Here is a 16,858-nt window from a genome sequence, read left to right as displayed (position 1 = left end):
TGGTGCCAGCCGATGTGATCGAGCGGCCGGTCGTAATGCAGGATCGACAGCGAGCTCTGGTCGTTGATCGGCGTCGGCGCGACCGCGGCGCCGACGACGCGCGAGATGAAGCGCATCAGGTCGGGCGAATGATAGCAGGCGACGACGCTCGGCACCTCGGCGATCAGGGTCTCGTACGCTGCCGTCGCGCCGCGGCGCATGATCGGCACGTGGGCGCGCTCCTGGGCGTCGAGAGCCAGGATGTCGGAGCGCAGTCGGGCGAACACGCCGGCCGGCAGGAAATCGGGAACCTTGACCAGGGCCTTGTCGAAGCCCGGTACGCCGTGGCGTTCAAGGCGAAGCTCGAGCGGGTTCGAACGCATGATGTCCGCCACCTTGACGGCGTGCGCGCGATAAAGACGCGCACGCCGCCACCGGGCGACGCCGAACGCGCCTGCGGCCACGACCGTTGTCCCTGCGCCGAGTTCCACCAGCACCGAGTGTTCCTGCGATCCCGCGCGCTCGCTACCACCACTCGAAGTCGATTGCGTGACGGGCCGGAAGCGCGCCACACCCTCATGCGGACCGCGGGCGCCTGCTGTGAGCTTGCCGAAGGGGCCCGCCCGCACATGGGCCTTCGCTGGGAGCGCGCCACTCCGATGGCGCCCAGGGATCTGTGATCACAAGATGAGCGCCATCGGAGTGGCGCGCTCCCAGCAATGAGCGGGCGAGACGCCCGCGGTCCGCATGAGGGCGCCTCGTCACTCGAAGTCGATTGCGTGACGGATCTGGTAGCCGCCCAGCAGTTCGCCGCAGCGCTTCGCGATAGCCTCGCGCGAGCCGGACGAGGATGCGGGAATGCGCACCACCGCCAAGGTGCCGTGGGTGGCGTCGTTGCGCACCGTGACCGTGGCCGTGACGCCTTCCGCGCCGAGCGGCGCCAGGGCGGCCTCGAAGGCAAGCTGAGCCGCCTGCAGGCGCAGCGCTGGCTTGAAGATCTTGCCGACGCCGGTCACCGGCATGACGGGGATCTGCACGACCTGGACCGGCACCGCGGCGCGCTCGGGGATCTCGCGGCGGCAGAACTCGCGCAGCGCCTCGGGCGAGGCGTCGGCATCGGGCCGCAGCTGCACGAAGGCCATCGGCAGCTCGCCGGCATAGGTGTCGGGCAGGCCGACGGCGGCCGCGGTCTCGACCGCGGGATGGCGGGTCAGCGCCTCCTCGATCACGATCGGGTCGATGTTGTGGCCGCCGCGGATGATCAGGTCCTTGGAGCGTCCGGTCAGCCACAGGTAGCCCTCGGCATCGAGCCGGCCGAGATCGCCCGAATCGAGCCAGCCGTCGGCCAGCGTGGCGCCGCGGTCGTGGCGCGGATCGAGGTAGCCCGGCGTCACCTGGGGCCCGCGCATCAGCACGTGGCCGATCTCGCCCAAGGGGCAATCGCCTCGGATGGTGCCGTCGGGTGCCACGTCGGCGATGCGGATCTCGGTGTAGGGCATGCGCAGGCCGACCGAGCCGGTGCGCCGCTCGCCGTGCAGCGGGTTCATGGTCGAGTAGCAATGGACCTCGGTCATGCCGTAGCCCTCGATTACCGGCGCGCCCACCTCGCGCTCGATGCGGCGGATCAGCTCGACCGGCACGGTCGAGCCGCCGGTCACGAAGGCCCTCAGCGACGAGAGGTCGTGGCCGTCGCGCGGCACGTTCATGATCGCGGCCAGGGTGGTCGGCACGGCGCCGGCAATGCCGACGCGATTGCGCTCGACGATGCCCCACCAGTCCCGCACCACGTTGGGGTTGCGCGCGCCGAGCGGCGTCGGGATCACCACCGTCCAGCCGTTGGCGATCGGCGCCAGGCCGCCGAACAGCGAGCCGCCGACATGGAACTGTGGCAATGGATTCAGCAACACGGTGCCCGGTCCGAGATCGAACATCGCGGTGTTGGTCCATGCCATCAGGGCGAGGGCGCCGTGCGTGTGCCTGGCGAGCTTGGGCAGGCCGGTGGTGCCGCCGGTATGGAACAGCGCGGCGACGGTGTCGCGATCCAGCGACTTGGGCGCAAGCAGCCGGTCATCGGGTTGCCGCGCGCAGGCGGCCTCGAAGTCGACGGCACCGGTCACCGTCTTGTCGTTGCCGATGCGGAACACCACGAGGTCGGGCATCGCCTTGCGGATTGCTTCCACCTTCGGCCAGATGTCGGGGAAGATCGAGGCGCCGGCGGCGATCAGGGCCCGCGCGCCGGCTTCCTTCATGATGCCGGCGATCTGGGTGGCGTCGAGGAAGTAGTTCACCGGGTTGGCGACCGCGCCGATCTCGGCGGCCCAAAGGGCGATGAAGGTTTCCGGCAGGCCGGGCAGCAGCAGCGTCACGGTGTCGTTCGGCCCGATGCCGTGGGCATGCAGCAGGTTCGCCGCCTGGGTCACGCGGCGCATCATCTCGCCGTAGCCGACGTCGCGCACCGGATCGCCCGGACCGCTGCCCGACAGGAAGCGGAAGGCGGTGCGGTTGCCATGGCTGGCCGCGGCATCGCGCAGGATCTCGGCAACGTTGCGCCGGCGGATGCGGTCGGCCACCAGCACCCGCTCGAGCTCGACAATGTCGGCTAGCGTGCGAATCTTCATCTCGGCGTTTCCCGTTTGATACGAGGTCAGACGTACTCGACCTTTATGATCTCGATCTCTTCTTCGCCGGCCGGCGTGCGCATGCGCACGACATCGCCTTCGTAGGCTTTGAGCACGGCGCGTGCGATGGGCGATATCCAGCTGACATGGCCATTGCCCGGATCGACCTCGTCGACGCCGACGATCTTGATGATGCGCTCCGCGCCCTTGGAGTTGGCCCAGGTCACCGTCGCGCCGAAGAACACCTGGTCGGTCTTCGGCCGCTGTGCCGGATCGACGACCTCCGAGCGCTCCAGGCGCTTCGACAGAAAGCGGATGCGGCGATCGATCTCGCGCAGGCGCTTCTTGCCGTAGAGATAGTCGCCATTCTCCGAACGGTCGCCGTTGGCTGCCGCCCATGACACGAGCTGCACCACCTCGGGCCGCTCCTTGCGCATCAATGTCATCAGCTCCTCGCGCAGGCGCGCGAAGCCCGCCGGGGTCATGTAGTTCTTGGCGCCGGCGGGGAGGCCCGCGATCTCGTCGGGGAGATCGTCGTCGGCGTCGTTGTCGGTTTCCTTGGTGAAGGCCTTGCTCATGACGCCGCCAGTCTAGCCGGTCGGGGGCAGGGCGCCAGCCGCGGGATTCATGCTCTTCCGGACCGCGAGCGTCTCGCTCGCCCAAGTTCATGAGCGAGCGAGCCGCTCGCGGTCCGGAAGAGCATGAGCGCTCACCGCCATGCCGCGAAGGCGACGCCGATGCCGCTGCCGGCCGGCGTGCGGTAGAGCGGCTGGTACTCGTGCCACTGGTTCTCGAGGCCGTCGATGGCGCCGGCCAGCGCGATCCAGTTGCGGATCTCCGACGAGCCGCCGATCAGCGCCGGGGGCGGCAGGGTGCGCAGCGCCTGCCGATCGCCCGCCAGCAGGGCGTCGAGGACCAGGCGGTCGAGCTGCTCGTCGACCACGAAGTGGCTGAGGCCGCCCGAGGCGATGATGGCGACGCGCTCGGCCGACGGGCTGCTCTCGATCGCTTCCTTGAGATGGCGGCCGAGGTCATGGCAGCGCGCCGGCGTCGGGACGTTGGGCGGATAGTAGGTGTTGAGCAGGACCGGCACGATCGGGATGGACCTGCCGCCGAACAGCCGTCGCACGACAAATCCGTAGGCATGCCCGAAGCCGGCATGCTGCGGATCGTCGACCCGGGCGGCCGCCCCGACATCGACGTCGGCCGCGATCAGGCGCTCGATCAGCTCGAGGGCGAAGGCCGGTGCGCCCGCGAAGGCGTGCGCCCGGTCCATGGCATAGCCCTTGGCCACCGTCGGCAGCCAGGACGGCGAGCCGGCATCGATGCGGCGCGGCCGCGTCACGATCCTCTCGCCGTAGAAGATCGATACCGCCGGCATGTTCGACAGGCTGAACAACTCGTCCTGGTCGTCGCCGATGATGACCACGACATCGGGCGCCGCGTCGGCCAGGTCGTCGGCCAGCCGGTCGAGTGCGGCCTGGCAGATCGCCGCCTTGGCGACGAAATGCTCGGGCGTGCTCACCGCCGCATGGCGATCGCCGACCTCGGCCAGCAGCTGGTCGTAGGTCAACCATCGTCCGTCCGACGTGTTCAGACGCCGGCTGCGCAGGTCGTCTGCCGCGCGCTCGATCCAGCGCGACCCCTCGAGCGTCAGCAGCGGGGTGTGCGACGTTCCCAGTCCCAAGACGATGCGGGCCATGGTGTTCTTCCGGATGTCGTTGTACCGCGCAGCCATCCTGCGACATTCCGGCCCCCGCGGCTATCGGGCGGGCCCTCGCGTGTCATGGTCTTCCGGACCGCGGGCCTCCCGCCCCCTCATGATTCATGATTCATGAGCGGGCGGGACGCCCGCGGTCCACAAGAGCATGAGCGCTCCTCGATTGATGCTAATGTCCGCATCCATGACTGGCGCGCTCCCAGCCTTTCCCGGATGACAGGGGTGTCGGCACCACGCGTTCCGTCGTCGACTCCCCCGCCGGATCCCCCCAGCCGCCCGCGCCTGCAGCGCGCCTCCGGCGAAAGCCGCGTCGCCTTCGACCTGCGCGACGGCAGGACGCGCCTCGGCGATCTCTATCAGCGCGATCCGTGTCGGGTGCTGTTCCCCGAGCCCGAGCCGGGCGAGCCGCCGCAGGCCGTGTTGCTCACCACCTCCGGCGGCGTGACCGGCGGCGATGCGCTCAGGATGGCGATCGAGATCGGACCCGGGGCGACCGCCGCGGCGACGACCCAGGCGGCGGAGAAGGTCTATCGGGCTGCCCCGGGCGGCGGCCCTTGCAGCATCGATGTATCGCTGCGCCTGGCCGAAGGGGCGACGCTCGACTGGCTGCCGCAGGAGACGATCGTCTTCCAGGGCGCGCGGCTGAAGCGGCGAACCGTTGCAGACGTCGAGCCGGGTGCCGCGCTGCTTGCCTGCGAGATGGTGGTGCTGGGCCGCGCCGCCTCGGGCGAGCGTTTCATCTCGGGCCTGCTGCTCGACAGCTGGTCGGTGCGCCGTACCGGGCGACTCGTCTGGACCGACGCCTTGCGGGTCGAGGGCGAGACTGCGGAGGGTGCGGGCTTCGGCGCGTCCAACGCGCTGGCCACCGTGATCGGCGTCTGGGACGATCCGCAGCCGCGCTTCGAGGCGGCACGCACGCTGCTGGAGACGGTCACCGAGGCGCGCGCTGCAGTCACCCTGGTCAACGGCGTGATGGTCGCCCGCGTGCTCGGCGAGGCGACGGCGGTGCGGCGCGCCGCCATCCGGTTTCTCACCGATTTCAGTGGCCGCCGGCTGCCGCGAGTCTGGCATGTTTGATGCAGCCTTTTATAGTCGGGCCACACCGGCTGGGGGAAACGCTCGATGCATCTGACGCCACGCGAAAAGGACAAGCTCTTGATTGCCATGGCGGCCCAGGTGGCGCGCCGCCGCCTCGAGCGCGGCGTGAAGCTCAACCATCCGGAGGCGGTGGCGCTGATCACCGATTTCGTCGTCGAGGGCGCGCGCGACGGCCGCACCGTGGCCGAGCTGATGCAGGACGGCGCCAAGGTCGTGCGCCGCGAGCAGGTGATGGACGGCATCGCCGACATGATCGACGAGATCCAGGTCGAGGCGACCTTCCCCGACGGCACCAAGCTCGTCACCGTCCACGCCCCGATCCGCTGAGGAGCCCCCCAGCATGCGCACATGCACCACAATGCCGAAAAAAGTCGGGGCAGTGCCTGCCCCGATTTTTCTGGGGAACACCCAGCACGCCGGCGCGCACCACGATGTTGTGAAGTTCGGGGCGGTACCCGCCCCGATCTTCATGGGAGAACCCTGATGAAGCCGGGAGAGATCCTCAGCGCGCCGGGCGAGCTCGAGCTCAACAAGGGCAGCAACCCGATCACGCTGGAGGTCGCCAACACCGGCGACCGGCCGATCCAGGTCGGCAGCCACTATCATTTCTTCGAGACCAACGAGGCGCTGAAGTTCGACCGCGCGCGCGCCAGGGGCATGCGGCTCGACATCGCCGCCGGGACCGCGGTGCGGTTCGAGCCCGGCCAGTCTCGCACCGTTCGTCTCACGCCCTATCTCGGCGGCCGCGAGAGCCACGGTTTCCAGGCCAAGGTCTCGGGCAGGCTCGGCCGCATCGCCAAGTCCGGCCCCTCGAATGAGGGGCCGACGCGCATCTCGCGCGCGGCCTATGTCCACATGTTCGGGCCGACGGTCGGCGACAAGGTGCGGCTCGCCGACACCGACCTGTTCGTCGAGGTCGAGAAGGACCACACGACCTACGGCGAGGAGGTGAAGTTCGGCGGCGGCAAGGTGATCCGCGACGGCATGGGCCAGAGCCAGCGCACGCGCGCCCAGGGTGCCGTCGACACCGTCATCACCAATGCGCTGATCATCGACCACTGGGGCATCGTGAAGGCCGATATCGGCCTCAAGGACGGCCGAATCGTCGGCATCGGCAAGGCCGGCAATCCCGACGTGCAGCCCGGCGTCGACATCGTGATCGGGCCGGGCACCGAGATCATTGCCGGGGAGGGCAAGATCGTCACCGCGGGCGGCATCGACTGCCACATCCACTTCATCTGCCCGCAGCAGGTCGACGATGCGCTGTACAGCGGCATCACCACCATGCTGGGCGGCGGCACCGGGCCGGCGCACGGCACCTTCGCGACCACCATCACTCCGGGGCCGTGGCATATCGGCCGCATGCTGCAGGCGGCCGAAGGCCTGCCGATGAATCTCGGCTTCTTCGGCAAGGGCAACACCAGCAAACCGGCCGGCCTCAAGGAGCAGGTCGATGGCGGCGCCTGCGGGCTGAAGTTGCACGAAGACTGGGGCACCACGCCGGCGGCGATCGACAATTGCCTGAGCATCGCCGACCGCATGGACGTCCAGGTGGCGATCCACACCGACACCTTGAACGAGTCGGGCTTCGTCGAGACCACGCGGGCCGCCTTCAAGGGGCGCGCCATCGCCACCTTCCACACCGAGGGCGCGGGCGGCGGCCACGCGCCCGACATCATCCGGCTGTGCGGCGAGAAGAACGTGCTGCCGTCGTCGACCAATCCGACCATGCCTTACACCGTCAACACCGTCGACGAGCATCTCGACATGCTGATGGTGTGCCATCATCTCGATGCCGCCATCCCCGAGGACGTGGCCTTCGCCGAAAGCCGCATCCGCAAGGAGACCATCGCGGCAGAGGATATCCTGCACGACATGGGTGCCTTCTCGATGATGTCGTCCGACAGCCAGGCCATGGGCCGCGTCGGCGAGGTCGTCATCCGCACCTGGCAGACGGCCGACAAGATGAAGAAGCAGCGCGGCCGCCTGAAGGAGGAGCAGGGCGACAACGACAATGTCCGGGTCAAGCGCTACGTCGCCAAGTACACGATCAACCCGGCGATCACCCACGGAATCGCGCGCCATGTCGGCTCGATCGAGGTTGGCAAGCGGGCCGACCTGGTGATCTGGGCGCCCGCCTTCTTCGGCGCCAAGCCGGATGCCGTGCTGATCGGTGGCTCCATCGTGGCCGCCCCGATGGGCGATCCCAACGCCTCGATCCCCACGCCGCAGCCCGTGCACTACCGCCCGATGTTCGGCGGCTTCGGCCGCAGCCTGGTCGCCAGCCCGGCGCTGTTCGTGTCGCAGGCTGCGATCACCAGGGGAGTCGCCAGGAAATGGGGCCTGACGCGCGCCCTTCTCGCCGTCAAGAACACGCGCAAGATCGGCAAGAAGAACATGATTCACAACGACTTGTGCCCCGAGATCGAAGTCGATCCCGAGACCTATGAGGTGCGCGCCAACGGCGAGCTCCTGACCTGCGAGCCGGCCACGGTGCTGCCCATGGCGCAGCGGTATTTCTTGTTTTGAGGATGGGCGTGTCGTGCACTCTTCTTCTCCTCCCCAGCTTCGCTGGAGAGGTGCCCCGTCATACGGGGCCGAGGGTCATGGTCCTTCCGGACCGCGGGCGTCTCGCCCGCTCATGAGAAGAGCGCGCGAGACGCCCGCGGTCCGCTTGATGCATGACCCCTCCGCCTGCCTGCGCGAAGCCGAAGCAGCTTCGCTTCGGCGGAGGCAGGTCGCCGTAAGACGGCGACACCTCCCCAGCGGAGCTGGGGAGGAAGGACTCTTGTGAAACGCGCGGTCGAAGTGGTCCGGGCCGGCGGCTGGCCGGTCGAGCAGCGGGCCGACACCGTCACCCTCTTGTTCGATGACCGGTACCGCCGCCGGTTGCGCATGCTGGGCGATGGCGGGCTCGACTTCCTGCTCGACCTGGTCGAGCCCGTCGTCCTGCACACCGGCGACGGGCTCCGGCTGGAGGAGGGCGGCATAGTCGAGGTCAGGGCGGCCGACGAAGACCTGGTCGAGATTCGCGGCCGCGATGCCGCCGCGTTCGCCCGGATCGCCTGGCATCTCGGCAATCGCCACTTGCCGGCGCAAATTGACAGCGACAGGATCCTGATCCGCGACGATCACGTGATCATCGACATGCTGAAGGGGCTGGGCGCCGACGTGCGCAAGGTGCGCACCGCGTTCGACCCCGAGGGCGGTGCCTACGGCCAGCACAATCACGATCTCGGGCACCGGCACGGGCCGCTTCATGAGGAACGCCACGGGGATCGCCGTGGCTGAGCCGGCGACCGACCCGATCTATCGCCTGCTCGCCTGGCTGTCGCCGAGCTATCCGATCGGCGCCTTCAGCTACAGCCACGGCATCGAGACCGCGGTCGAGGAGGGCTTCATCAAGGATCGGCCGACGCTGGTGCGATGGCTGGAAAGCGTGCTCCTGCATGGCACCGGCGCGGTCGACGGCGCCTTGTTCGCCGCTGCCTGGCAGGCCGCGACCGACCATGACTGGCCGGCCTTCGACGCCATCGCCGAGCGCGCGGCGGCCTGGCGCGGCACCTCCGAGATGGCGCTCGAATCGCGCCAGCAGGGCGGCTCGTTCCTGGCGATGACGCGGGTTGCGTGGCCCCATCCGGCGCTCGAGGAGACGCACCAGCGCCTGGCGGGCGAGATCAGCCTGCCGGTGGCCGTGGCGCTGGCCGCCGCCGCGCACGACATCGCCCTCGCGCGCGCTCTCGATGGCTATCTGCATGCCTTCGTCGCCAACCTGATCTCGGCCGCCGTGCGCTCCGTCCCGCTCGGCCAGAGCGACGGCCAGATCGCGCTGGCCTCCCTGGAGCGCGCCGTGCGGAAGGCGGCCTCGGCGGCCCTCGCCGTGAGGTCGCTCGACGACGTCGGCACTTGCACGCCGCTGCTCGACTGGTGCTCGATGCGCCACGAGACCCAGTACACGCGCCTGTTCCGCTCATGAATCTCGTTCTGGCGATCCTGCTGTTCCTCGGCGTCGGCGCGGCTGCGGCGGTGCACGCCCTGTGGGGGCTCGGCAGCACCTGGCCGGAGGCAAACGAGGAAGCCCTGGCAAGGAGCGTCGTCGGCGACGGCCGAAGGCGCATGCCACCGGCCTGGCAGTGCTTCACGGTGGCCGCCCTGCTCGCGATCGTTGCCCTGTGGCCCTTCTTCATGCTGGGACGCGACGAGGTCCCCGTCGTGCTGGCGGGAAGCTTCGCCATCGGCGGGCTGTTCATCGCCCGCGGCTTTGCCGGCTACAGCCCGCGCTGGCGCGGCCGGTTCGGCGATGAGCCTTTTGCCACGCGCGACCGCCGCTATTATTCGCCGTACTGCCTCCTGATGGGGTGGGCTATCTTGCGCTGCTGGCGGGGGAGATGGAGCGGCAATGAGCGTGCGTGGCCCGTTGAGGGTGGGCGTCGGCGGCCCGGTCGGCTCGGGCAAGACCGCGCTGGTCGAACGCCTGTGCAAGTCGATGCGCGGGGCCTACGACATCGCCGTCGTCACCAACGACATCTACACCAAGGAAGATGCCGAGTTCCTGACCCGCTCCGGCGCACTGCAGCCCGAGCGCATCGTCGGCGTCGAGACCGGCGGCTGCCCGCACACGGCGATCCGCGAGGACGCCTCGATCAACCTCGCCGCCGTATCGGACATCGTGCGCAAATGGCCTGGCCTCGAGATCGTGTTCGTCGAATCGGGTGGCGACAACCTCGCCGCCACCTTCTCTCCCGAGCTGGCCGACCTCACGATCTACGTCATCGACGTGGCGGCCGGCGAGAAGATCCCGCGCAAGGGCGGACCGGGAATCACTCGCTCCGATCTTCTTGTCATCAACAAGATCGATCTCGCGCCGCTGGTCGGCGCCAACCTCGATGTCATGGACCGCGACGCCCGCCGGATGCGCGGCGCGCGGCCCTTCCTGTTCTCCAATCTCAAGGAGAACAAGGGAGTAGAGGATGTCGTTGCCTTCATTGTTCGGCAGGGTGGCCTGCCCGAACGGCGTACTGTCAAAAGCAGTTGAGCTTTCGAGAAGGATCATGGTCATAGTCTTCCGGAGCGCGAGCGTCCCGCTCGCTCATGACTCTGAGCGAGCGGGACGCTCGTGCTCCGGAAGAGCATGACCAACACAGGAAAATGCCGCTCTAACGCTAACAGGTAAGGGGTAGAACATGACTCGAACGATTGGCCTCACCGCTCTGCTGGTGACTCTTGCCGGCCCAGCCATGGCTCATTCCGGCCACGACGATCCGGGCTTCCTCCATCCCTTCACCGGCATCGACCATGTCCTGGCTGTCGTCGGCGTGGGCGTTTGGGCATTCCTGCTCGCAAATCGCAAGGCCGCGCTCGCCTTTCTGGTTCCGGCCGCCTTCCTGACCATGATGGCTGCAGGGGCAGTTGCCGGATTTGCAGGCACAAAACTGCCTCTTGTCGAGGCTGCGATACTGGCCTCGGTTTTTGTCCTCGGCGGCCTGATCGCCGGAGGCGTGCGTCTGTCGGCCGCTCTGGCGATGGCGGTCGTCGGTGCCTTCGCCGTCTTTCACGGCTACGCCCACGCAATGGAAGCGCCCGCTGCGGCGCCGGTCCCCTACATCCTGGGGCTCATGGCCGCGACCGCCGTCCTGGAAGGCGCCGGGTTGTTCCTCGGTTGGCTCGTGCGCCGGGGTATCGGCGAGGTCGGGTTGCGCGCGCTGGGCGGCATGGTCGCGGCGGGCGGCGCCCTGTTCCTGTTCGCCAATTGAACTTATCCTGGGCCGTGGCCCGGGTTTGGCACGACTTTCGCTCTCGCGAGGAATCGACGGGGAGATTCCGTCGGATATCAAGGAGAGCGGGATGAAACTGGGTTCAATCGTGCGGACGGGCCTCGTCGCCGCCGGCTTGCTGGCCGGCGCCGCGGGAAGCGCGTTCGCCCAAGGCGCGCCGATCAAGGTCGGCATTCTTCATTCATTGTCGGGCACGATGGCGATCAGCGAGACGACCCTGAAGGACGTCATGCTGATGCTGATCGACGAGCAGAACAAGAAGGGCGGCGTGCTGGGCCGCAAGCTGGAGGCTGTGGTCGTCGATCCGGCGTCGAACTGGCCGCTGTTCGCCGAGAAGGCGCGCGAACTCCTGCAGAAGGACAAGGTCGCGGCGGTGTTCGGCTGCTGGACCTCGGTCAGCCGCAAGTCGGTGCTGCCGGTGTTCGAGGAGCTGAACGGCATCCTCTTCTACCCGGTGCAGTACGAGGGCGAGGAAAGCTCGCGCAACGTGTTCTACACCGGTGCGGCGCCGAACCAGCAGGCGATTCCGGCCGTCGACTACCTGATGCAGAACGAGAAGGTGCAGCGCTGGGTGCTCGCCGGCACCGACTACGTCTATCCGCGCACCACCAACAAGATCCTCGAGGCGTACCTCAAGCAGAAGGGCGTCAAGCAGGAAGATATCATGATCAACTACACGCCGTTCGGTCATTCCGACTGGCAGTCGATCGTGGCGGAAATCAAGAAGTTCGGCTCGGCCGGCAAGAAGACGGCTGTGGTCTCGACCATCAACGGCGACGCCAACGTGCCGTTCTACAAGGAGCTGGGCAACGCCGGCATCAAGGCCAAGGACATCCCGGTCGTGGCGTTCTCGGTGGGCGAAGAGGAACTCGCCGGCGTCGACACCAAGCCGCTGGTCGGCCATCTGGCGGCCTGGAACTACTTCCAGTCGGTGAAGAACCCCACCAACGAGGCCTTCATCAAGACCTGGCAGACCTTCACCAAGAATCCCAAGCGCGTTACCAACGATCCGATGGAAGCCCACGTGATCGGCTTCCAGATGTGGATCGAGGCGGTCAAGAAGGCCGGCACGACGGATTCCGACGCGGTCATCGATGCCCTGATCGGCATTGCCGTGCCCAACCTGTCGGGTGGCTACTCGGCCATGATGCCCAACCATCACATCACCAAGCCGGTGCTGATCGGTGAGATCCAGGGCAACGGCCAGTTCGACGTGGTGTGGCAGACTTCCGGCTTGGTGGTCGGCGACGAGTGGTCGGACTATCTGCCCGACTCCAAGGACCTCATCTCCGATTGGCGCAAGCCGCTGAACTGCGGCAACTTCAACGTCGCCACCGGCAAGTGCGGCGGCAAGGGCAAGTAGGCCCGGCCGCCTGATTGCAGGCCGATACCAGTAACCAACAGGGCGGGGCGACTTTCGAGTCGCCCCGTTCTCATCTCCGAGTTAATCCTGAGACATGCCGTTTCTGCGCCTGCTCGCAAGGTTACTGCTGGCCCTGGCTTCGGCCTCCATTGCCGGCATGGCCTTGGCCGCCGACCTTTCCACCCTGGTGACCAACCTCACCACCGGCGGTTTTGGTGATCGCGAAACGGCAATCGGCGCCCTGGCGGCGTCCGGCGAGGCGCGGGCCGCGCCGATCCTCGAGGCGCTTGCGGCCGGCCAGCTCTACGTCCGCAAGTCCGACAACGTCGTCGTCATCGGCAAGCCCGACGGCAACCAGCTCGCGCTGAGCGAAGCGGTCTCCGGCAAGTCGGCCGGTACGGGCACGGAGGCCGAGCTCGACCGGGTGCGCGTCAACAACCGCCTGCGTGGCGTCATCGAGGCCGCCGTCGGCTCGCTCACCCTGATGAGCCCCGATGCCCGGGTGCGCCGCGGCGCCGCCGACTCCCTCCTGAAGCGCCCGGATCCGGCCGCGCTCGGCGCGCTCGACGCGGCCATCGCGGCCGAGAAGGATCCGCGTGTCAAGGCGGCGTTCAGCGAGGCGCGGGCGGCGGTCGTGCTCGCTTCGGATGCGCCCAAGCCGCAGAAGCTCGGCGCCATCGCCGTCTTGCGCGATCGCGGCGACCGCGACGCGCTGAGCGTCCTGCAGGGTGCCGCCAACAGCGCCAGCGACGCCGAGGTCAAGGCCGCCGCCACTGCCGCGGCGACGTCCGTGCGCCAGACCCTGGCCGCCTGGGAGGCCGCCCAGAACGTCTGGTACGGCATCTCGCTGGGCTCCGTGCTGCTCCTGGCGGCGATCGGGCTCGCCATCACCTTCGGCACCATGGGCGTCATCAATATGGCGCACGGCGAGATGGTGATGCTGGGCGCCTACACGACCTTCGTGGTGCAGGACATCATCCGCACCTCGGCGCCGCACCTGTTCGACGCCTCGCTGGTGATCGCCCTGCCGCTCGCCTTTATCGTCGCGGGCGCGGTCGGCATAGCCATCGAGCGCGGCATCATCCGCTTCCTCTACGGCCGGCCGCTCGAGACGCTGCTCGCCACCTGGGGCCTGTCGCTGGTGCTGCAGCAGGCGGTGCGCTCGATATTCGGCCCGTCCAACCGCGAGGTCGGCGCACCCTCGTGGATGTCGGGCTTCTTCCAGGTCGGCCAGATCACCGTCACCTACGGCCGCCTGTGGATCGTCGTGTTCGCCCTGGTCGTGTTCGCCACGCTCATCCTCTTGCTGCGCAAGACCGCCCTCGGCCTCTACATGCGGGCCGTCACCCAGAACCGGCCGATGGCCTCGGCCATGGGCATCCGCACGCCGCGCGTCGATGCGCTGACCTTCGGCCTCGGTTCCGGCATCGCCGGGCTGGCCGGCGTGGCACTGAGCCAAATCGACAATGTCAGCCCCAATCTCGGGCAGGGCTACATCATCGACTCCTTCATGGTCGTGGTGTTCGGCGGCGTGGGCAACCTGTTCGGCACCCTGGTCGGCGCCACCGCGCTCGGCATCGTCAACAAGTTCCTCGAACCCTATGCCGGCGCGGTGCTGGGCAAGATCCTGGTGCTCGTGTTCATCATCCTGTTTATCCAGCGCCGCCCGCGCGGCCTGTTCGCGCTGAAGGGCCGGTCGGTCGAATGATCACGCGCACCCTGCTGCAGGGCATCGACCGCAACCTGCGCTACTTCATCGGTCTCGTGCTCCTGCTGGGCCTTGCGCTCGCACTCAGCAACCAGCTGGTGCCGGCCGGCAATCCGTTCCACGTGCCGGCCTGGGTGCTGCAGCTGATCGGCAAGTACCTGTGCTACGCGCTGCTCGCTCTGGCCGTCGATCTCGTCTGGGGCTATTGTGGGATTCTGTCGCTCGGTCACGGCGCCTTCTTCGCGCTCGGCGGCTACTGCATGGGCATGTACCTGATGCGCCAGATCGGCAGCCGCGGCGTCTACGGCAATCCGATCCTGCCCGACTTCATGGTGTTCCTGAACTACAAGGAGCTGCCCTGGTTCTGGCACGGCTTCGACCAATTCTGGTTCGCCGCCATCATGATCCTCCTGGTACCGAGCGTGCTCGCCTTCGCGCTCGGCTGGTTCGCTTTCCGCAGCCGCGTCACCGGCGTCTACCTCTCCATCATCACCCAGGCGATGACCTTCGCCCTCATGCTGGCCTTCTTCCGCAACGACATGGGGCTGGGCGGCAACAACGGCATGACCGACTTCAAGGACATCCTGGGCTTTCCGGTGCAGGCCGACGGCACACGCGCGGTGCTGTGCTTCGCCTCGGCCCTGGCGCTGGCGCTCGGCCTGGTGATCTCCGGCGCGATCGTCGGCTCGCGCTTCGGCAAGGCGCTCACCGCGGTGCGCGATGCCGAGAGCCGCATGCGCTTCCTGGGCTACCGGGTCGAGGGCTACAAGCTCTTCGTCTTCGTGCTGTCGGCCGCCATGGCGGGCGTCGCCGGCGCGCTCTACGTGCCCCAGGTCGGCATCATCAACCCCAGCGAATTCTCGCCGGCCAACTCGATCGAGGCGGTGATCTGGGTTGCCGTCGGCGGCCGCGGCACCCTGATCGGGCCGGTGATCGGTGCCTTCCTGGTCAACTGGGGCAAGACCTGGCTGACCGGCGCGCTGCCCGAGGTCTGGCTGTTCGCGCTCGGCGCCCTGTTCATCGCTGTCACCCTGTTCCTGCCCAAGGGCGTGGTCGGCCTGTGGGCGCAGATCCGCAACCGCGGCGGCGACCGTAAGGCGAGGGCCGCCGCATGAACGCCCCGCGCAGCACCTCCGCGCTGCTCTATCTCAGTGGCGTCACCGTGTCGTTCGACGGCTTCAAGGCGCTGAACAACCTGTCGCTTCTGGTCGAGCCGGGCGAGATGCGCGCCATCATCGGCCCCAACGGCGCCGGCAAGACGACCATGATGGATGTCGTCACCGGCAAGACACGACCCGACGAGGGCGAGGTCGTGTTCGACGGCAAGGCCGACCTCACCAAGCTCGACGAGGCCGACATCGCGACGCTGGGTATCGGCCGCAAGTTCCAGAAGCCTACCGTGTTCGAGAACCACACGGTGCGCGACAACCTCCTGCTCGCCCTGGCGGGGCAGCGCAGCTGGTATCGTGTCCTGATCGCCCAGGCGACCAAGGCCGAGAACCAGCGGCTGGAGGAGATCCTCTCGATCATCCGCATGGAGCCGCAGCAGCACATGCTGGGTGCGCGCCTCAGCCACGGCCAGAAGCAGTGGCTCGAGATCGGCATGCTGCTCGCCCAGGATCCCAAGCTGCTGCTGGTCGACGAGCCGGTCGCCGGCATGACCGACGTCGAGACGGAGACGACGGCGCAGGTGCTGCGCGAGATCAACCGCACCCATTCGGTGGTGGTGGTCGAGCACGACATGAGCTTCGTGCGCGCGCTCGGCGTCAAGGTGACGGTGCTGCACGAAGGCTCGATGCTGGCCGAGGGCACGCTCGACCAGGTGAGCGCCGACCCGCGCGTCGTCGAAGTCTATCTCGGCAGGTGACGGCATGCCGGCGAGCGCCGACCCGCGCGCGGTCGAGGTCTATCTCACCAGGTTTGGCAAAATGCCGGTGGGTGCCGGCCCGCGCGTGGTCGAAGTCCATCTCTCGCAGGTGACGGCATGATGCTCGCGGTCAGCAACGTCGATCTGTACTACGGCGCCGCCCAGGCGTTGCGCTCGGTGTCGCTCTCGGCCGCGATCGGCCGCGTGACCTGCCTGTTGGGCCGCAACGGTGTCGGCAAGACCAGCCTGCTGCGCGCCATCGTCGGCCTGCAACCAATCGCGTCAGGGTCGATCGCGCTCGCCGACGAGGACGTCTCGCGCCTGCCGCCCTACGAGCGCGCCCGGCGCGGCGTCGCCATGGTGCCGCAGGGCCGCGAGATCTTCCCGCTGCTGACCGTGAAGGAGAATCTCGAGACCGGTTTTGCGCCGCTTGGCCGGGACCAGAAGAAGATTCCCGACGAGGTGTTCGAGCTCTTCCCGGTGCTGCAGTCGATGCTGAAGCGGCGCGGCGGCGACCTGTCGGGCGGCCAGCAGCAGCAGCTCGCAATCGGCCGCGCACTCACCATGCGGCCCAAGCTGCTGGTACTCGACGAGCCGACCGAGGGCATCCAGCCGTCGGTCATCAAAGATATCGGCCGCGCCATCACCTTCCTGCGCCAGCGCGGCGACATGGCGATCCTGCTGGTCGAGCAGTACCTCGAGTTCGCCCACGAGCTGGCCGACGATTTCGC

Annotated in this window: 16 protein-coding genes and 1 pseudogene; 13 read left to right on the top strand and 4 right to left on the bottom strand. The window is 68.1% G+C overall.

Going from position 1 to position 16,858, the window contains the following annotated elements; all coding sequences use genetic code 11:
- From AB7O82_RS29510 to AB7O82_RS29495, 4 genes are all read right to left on the bottom strand, one after another.
- A partial coding sequence (locus AB7O82_RS29510) for a HalD/BesD family halogenase (RefSeq protein WP_428620859.1) occupies positions 1 to 476 on the bottom strand: 476 nt, incomplete at its 3' end.
- Between the two features lie 264 nt (positions 477 to 740).
- Positions 741 to 2,597, bottom strand: a complete 1,857-nt coding sequence (locus AB7O82_RS29505; protein WP_428539061.1) for an acyl-CoA synthetase — start codon at positions 2,595 to 2,597, stop codon at positions 741 to 743.
- A gap of 26 nt (positions 2,598 to 2,623) precedes the next feature.
- Complete coding sequence (gene greB / locus AB7O82_RS29500; protein WP_428539063.1) at positions 2,624 to 3,175, bottom strand: transcription elongation factor GreB; 552 nt, start codon at positions 3,173 to 3,175, stop codon at positions 2,624 to 2,626.
- A gap of 131 nt (positions 3,176 to 3,306) precedes the next feature.
- Positions 3,307 to 4,299: an extradiol ring-cleavage dioxygenase gene (locus AB7O82_RS29495; RefSeq protein WP_428539065.1), complete on the bottom strand. Its 993-nt coding sequence runs from the start codon at positions 4,297 to 4,299 to the stop codon at positions 3,307 to 3,309.
- A gap of 240 nt (positions 4,300 to 4,539) precedes the next feature.
- Between AB7O82_RS29495 and AB7O82_RS29490 the strand changes: the two genes are divergently transcribed.
- From AB7O82_RS29490 to urtE, 13 genes and pseudogenes are all read left to right on the top strand, one after another.
- Positions 4,540 to 5,394: an urease accessory protein UreD gene (locus AB7O82_RS29490; protein ID WP_428539067.1), complete on the top strand. Its 855-nt coding sequence runs from the start codon at positions 4,540 to 4,542 to the stop codon at positions 5,392 to 5,394.
- A 45-nt stretch (positions 5,395 to 5,439) separates the two neighbouring features.
- On the top strand, positions 5,440 to 5,742 hold the full coding sequence (locus AB7O82_RS29485; RefSeq protein ID WP_428539069.1) for an urease subunit gamma: 303 nt from the start codon (positions 5,440 to 5,442) through the stop codon (positions 5,740 to 5,742).
- Positions 5,743 to 5,898: 156 nt separating this feature from the next.
- A complete protein-coding gene (gene ureC / locus AB7O82_RS29480) occupies positions 5,899 to 7,944 on the top strand; it encodes an urease subunit alpha (protein ID WP_428539071.1) in 2,046 nt (681 codons plus the stop codon).
- Positions 7,945 to 8,205: 261 nt separating this feature from the next.
- Positions 8,206 to 8,706, top strand: coding sequence for an urease accessory protein UreE (locus AB7O82_RS29475; protein ID WP_428539073.1), 501 nt, complete (start codon positions 8,206 to 8,208; stop codon positions 8,704 to 8,706).
- Positions 8,699 to 9,391, top strand: coding sequence for an urease accessory protein UreF (locus tag AB7O82_RS29470; RefSeq protein WP_428539075.1), 693 nt, complete (start codon positions 8,699 to 8,701; stop codon positions 9,389 to 9,391). The genes AB7O82_RS29475 and AB7O82_RS29470 overlap by 8 nt, the downstream gene beginning before the upstream one ends.
- A pseudogene (locus tag AB7O82_RS29465) lies at positions 9,388 to 9,768 on the top strand (DUF3995 domain-containing protein); the annotation flags it as partial. The gene AB7O82_RS29470 and the pseudogene AB7O82_RS29465, both read left to right, overlap by 4 nt.
- Before the next feature lie 46 nt (positions 9,769 to 9,814).
- Complete coding sequence (ureG, locus tag AB7O82_RS29460) at positions 9,815 to 10,450, top strand: urease accessory protein UreG (protein ID WP_428539077.1); 636 nt, start codon at positions 9,815 to 9,817, stop codon at positions 10,448 to 10,450.
- Between the two features lie 148 nt (positions 10,451 to 10,598).
- Positions 10,599 to 11,168, top strand: a complete 570-nt coding sequence (locus AB7O82_RS29455; RefSeq protein ID WP_428539079.1) for a HupE/UreJ family protein — start codon at positions 10,599 to 10,601, stop codon at positions 11,166 to 11,168.
- A gap of 91 nt (positions 11,169 to 11,259) precedes the next feature.
- Entirely contained in the window at positions 11,260 to 12,552 is a 1,293-nt protein-coding gene (urtA, locus tag AB7O82_RS29450; protein ID WP_428539081.1) for an urea ABC transporter substrate-binding protein, read from the top strand.
- Positions 12,553 to 12,646: 94 nt separating this feature from the next.
- Positions 12,647 to 14,260 (top strand): urea ABC transporter permease subunit UrtB, encoded by a 1,614-nt coding sequence (gene urtB / locus AB7O82_RS29445; RefSeq protein WP_428539083.1) that lies wholly within the window; start codon positions 12,647 to 12,649, stop codon positions 14,258 to 14,260.
- Entirely contained in the window at positions 14,257 to 15,375 is a 1,119-nt protein-coding gene (gene urtC / locus AB7O82_RS29440; RefSeq protein ID WP_428539085.1) for an urea ABC transporter permease subunit UrtC, read from the top strand. Before urtB ends, urtC begins: the two co-directional genes overlap by 4 nt.
- Positions 15,372 to 16,127 (top strand): urea ABC transporter ATP-binding protein UrtD, encoded by a 756-nt coding sequence (gene urtD, locus AB7O82_RS29435; protein ID WP_428539087.1) that lies wholly within the window; start codon positions 15,372 to 15,374, stop codon positions 16,125 to 16,127. Before urtC ends, urtD begins: the two co-directional genes overlap by 4 nt.
- A gap of 120 nt (positions 16,128 to 16,247) precedes the next feature.
- On the top strand, positions 16,248 to 16,858 hold a 611-nt coding region (urtE, locus tag AB7O82_RS29430), incomplete at its 3' end, for an urea ABC transporter ATP-binding subunit UrtE (RefSeq protein WP_428620858.1).

The sequence above is a fragment of the Reyranella sp. genome (genome assembly GCF_050185545.1).
Lineage (GTDB): Bacteria > Pseudomonadota > Alphaproteobacteria > Reyranellales > Reyranellaceae > Reyranella.
The sequence above is the reverse complement of the archived record's forward strand: the minus strand, read 5'-3'. Positions and strand labels throughout refer to the sequence as shown.

Bases quoted from the DNA above. Each gene is read 5' to 3' on its own strand.
- AB7O82_RS29505 (WP_428539061.1), bottom strand. From the start codon at position 2,597: ATGAAGATTCGCACGCTAGCCGACATTGTCGAGCTCGAGCGGGTGCTG.
- greB (WP_428539063.1), bottom strand. From the start codon at position 3,175: ATGAGCAAGGCCTTCACCAAGGAAACCGACAACGACGCCGACGACGAT.
- AB7O82_RS29495 (WP_428539065.1), bottom strand. From the start codon at position 4,299: ATGGCCCGCATCGTCTTGGGACTGGGAACGTCGCACACCCCGCTGCTG.
- AB7O82_RS29485 (WP_428539069.1), top strand. From the start codon at position 5,440: ATGCATCTGACGCCACGCGAAAAGGACAAGCTCTTGATTGCCATGGCG.
- ureC (WP_428539071.1), top strand. From the start codon at position 5,899: ATGAAGCCGGGAGAGATCCTCAGCGCGCCGGGCGAGCTCGAGCTCAAC.
- ureG (WP_428539077.1), top strand. From the start codon at position 9,815: ATGAGCGTGCGTGGCCCGTTGAGGGTGGGCGTCGGCGGCCCGGTCGGC.
- AB7O82_RS29455 (WP_428539079.1), top strand. From the start codon at position 10,599: ATGACTCGAACGATTGGCCTCACCGCTCTGCTGGTGACTCTTGCCGGC.
- urtA (WP_428539081.1), top strand. From the start codon at position 11,260: ATGAAACTGGGTTCAATCGTGCGGACGGGCCTCGTCGCCGCCGGCTTG.
- urtB (WP_428539083.1), top strand. From the start codon at position 12,647: ATGCCGTTTCTGCGCCTGCTCGCAAGGTTACTGCTGGCCCTGGCTTCG.
- urtC (WP_428539085.1), top strand. From the start codon at position 14,257: ATGATCACGCGCACCCTGCTGCAGGGCATCGACCGCAACCTGCGCTAC.
- urtD (WP_428539087.1), top strand. From the start codon at position 15,372: ATGAACGCCCCGCGCAGCACCTCCGCGCTGCTCTATCTCAGTGGCGTC.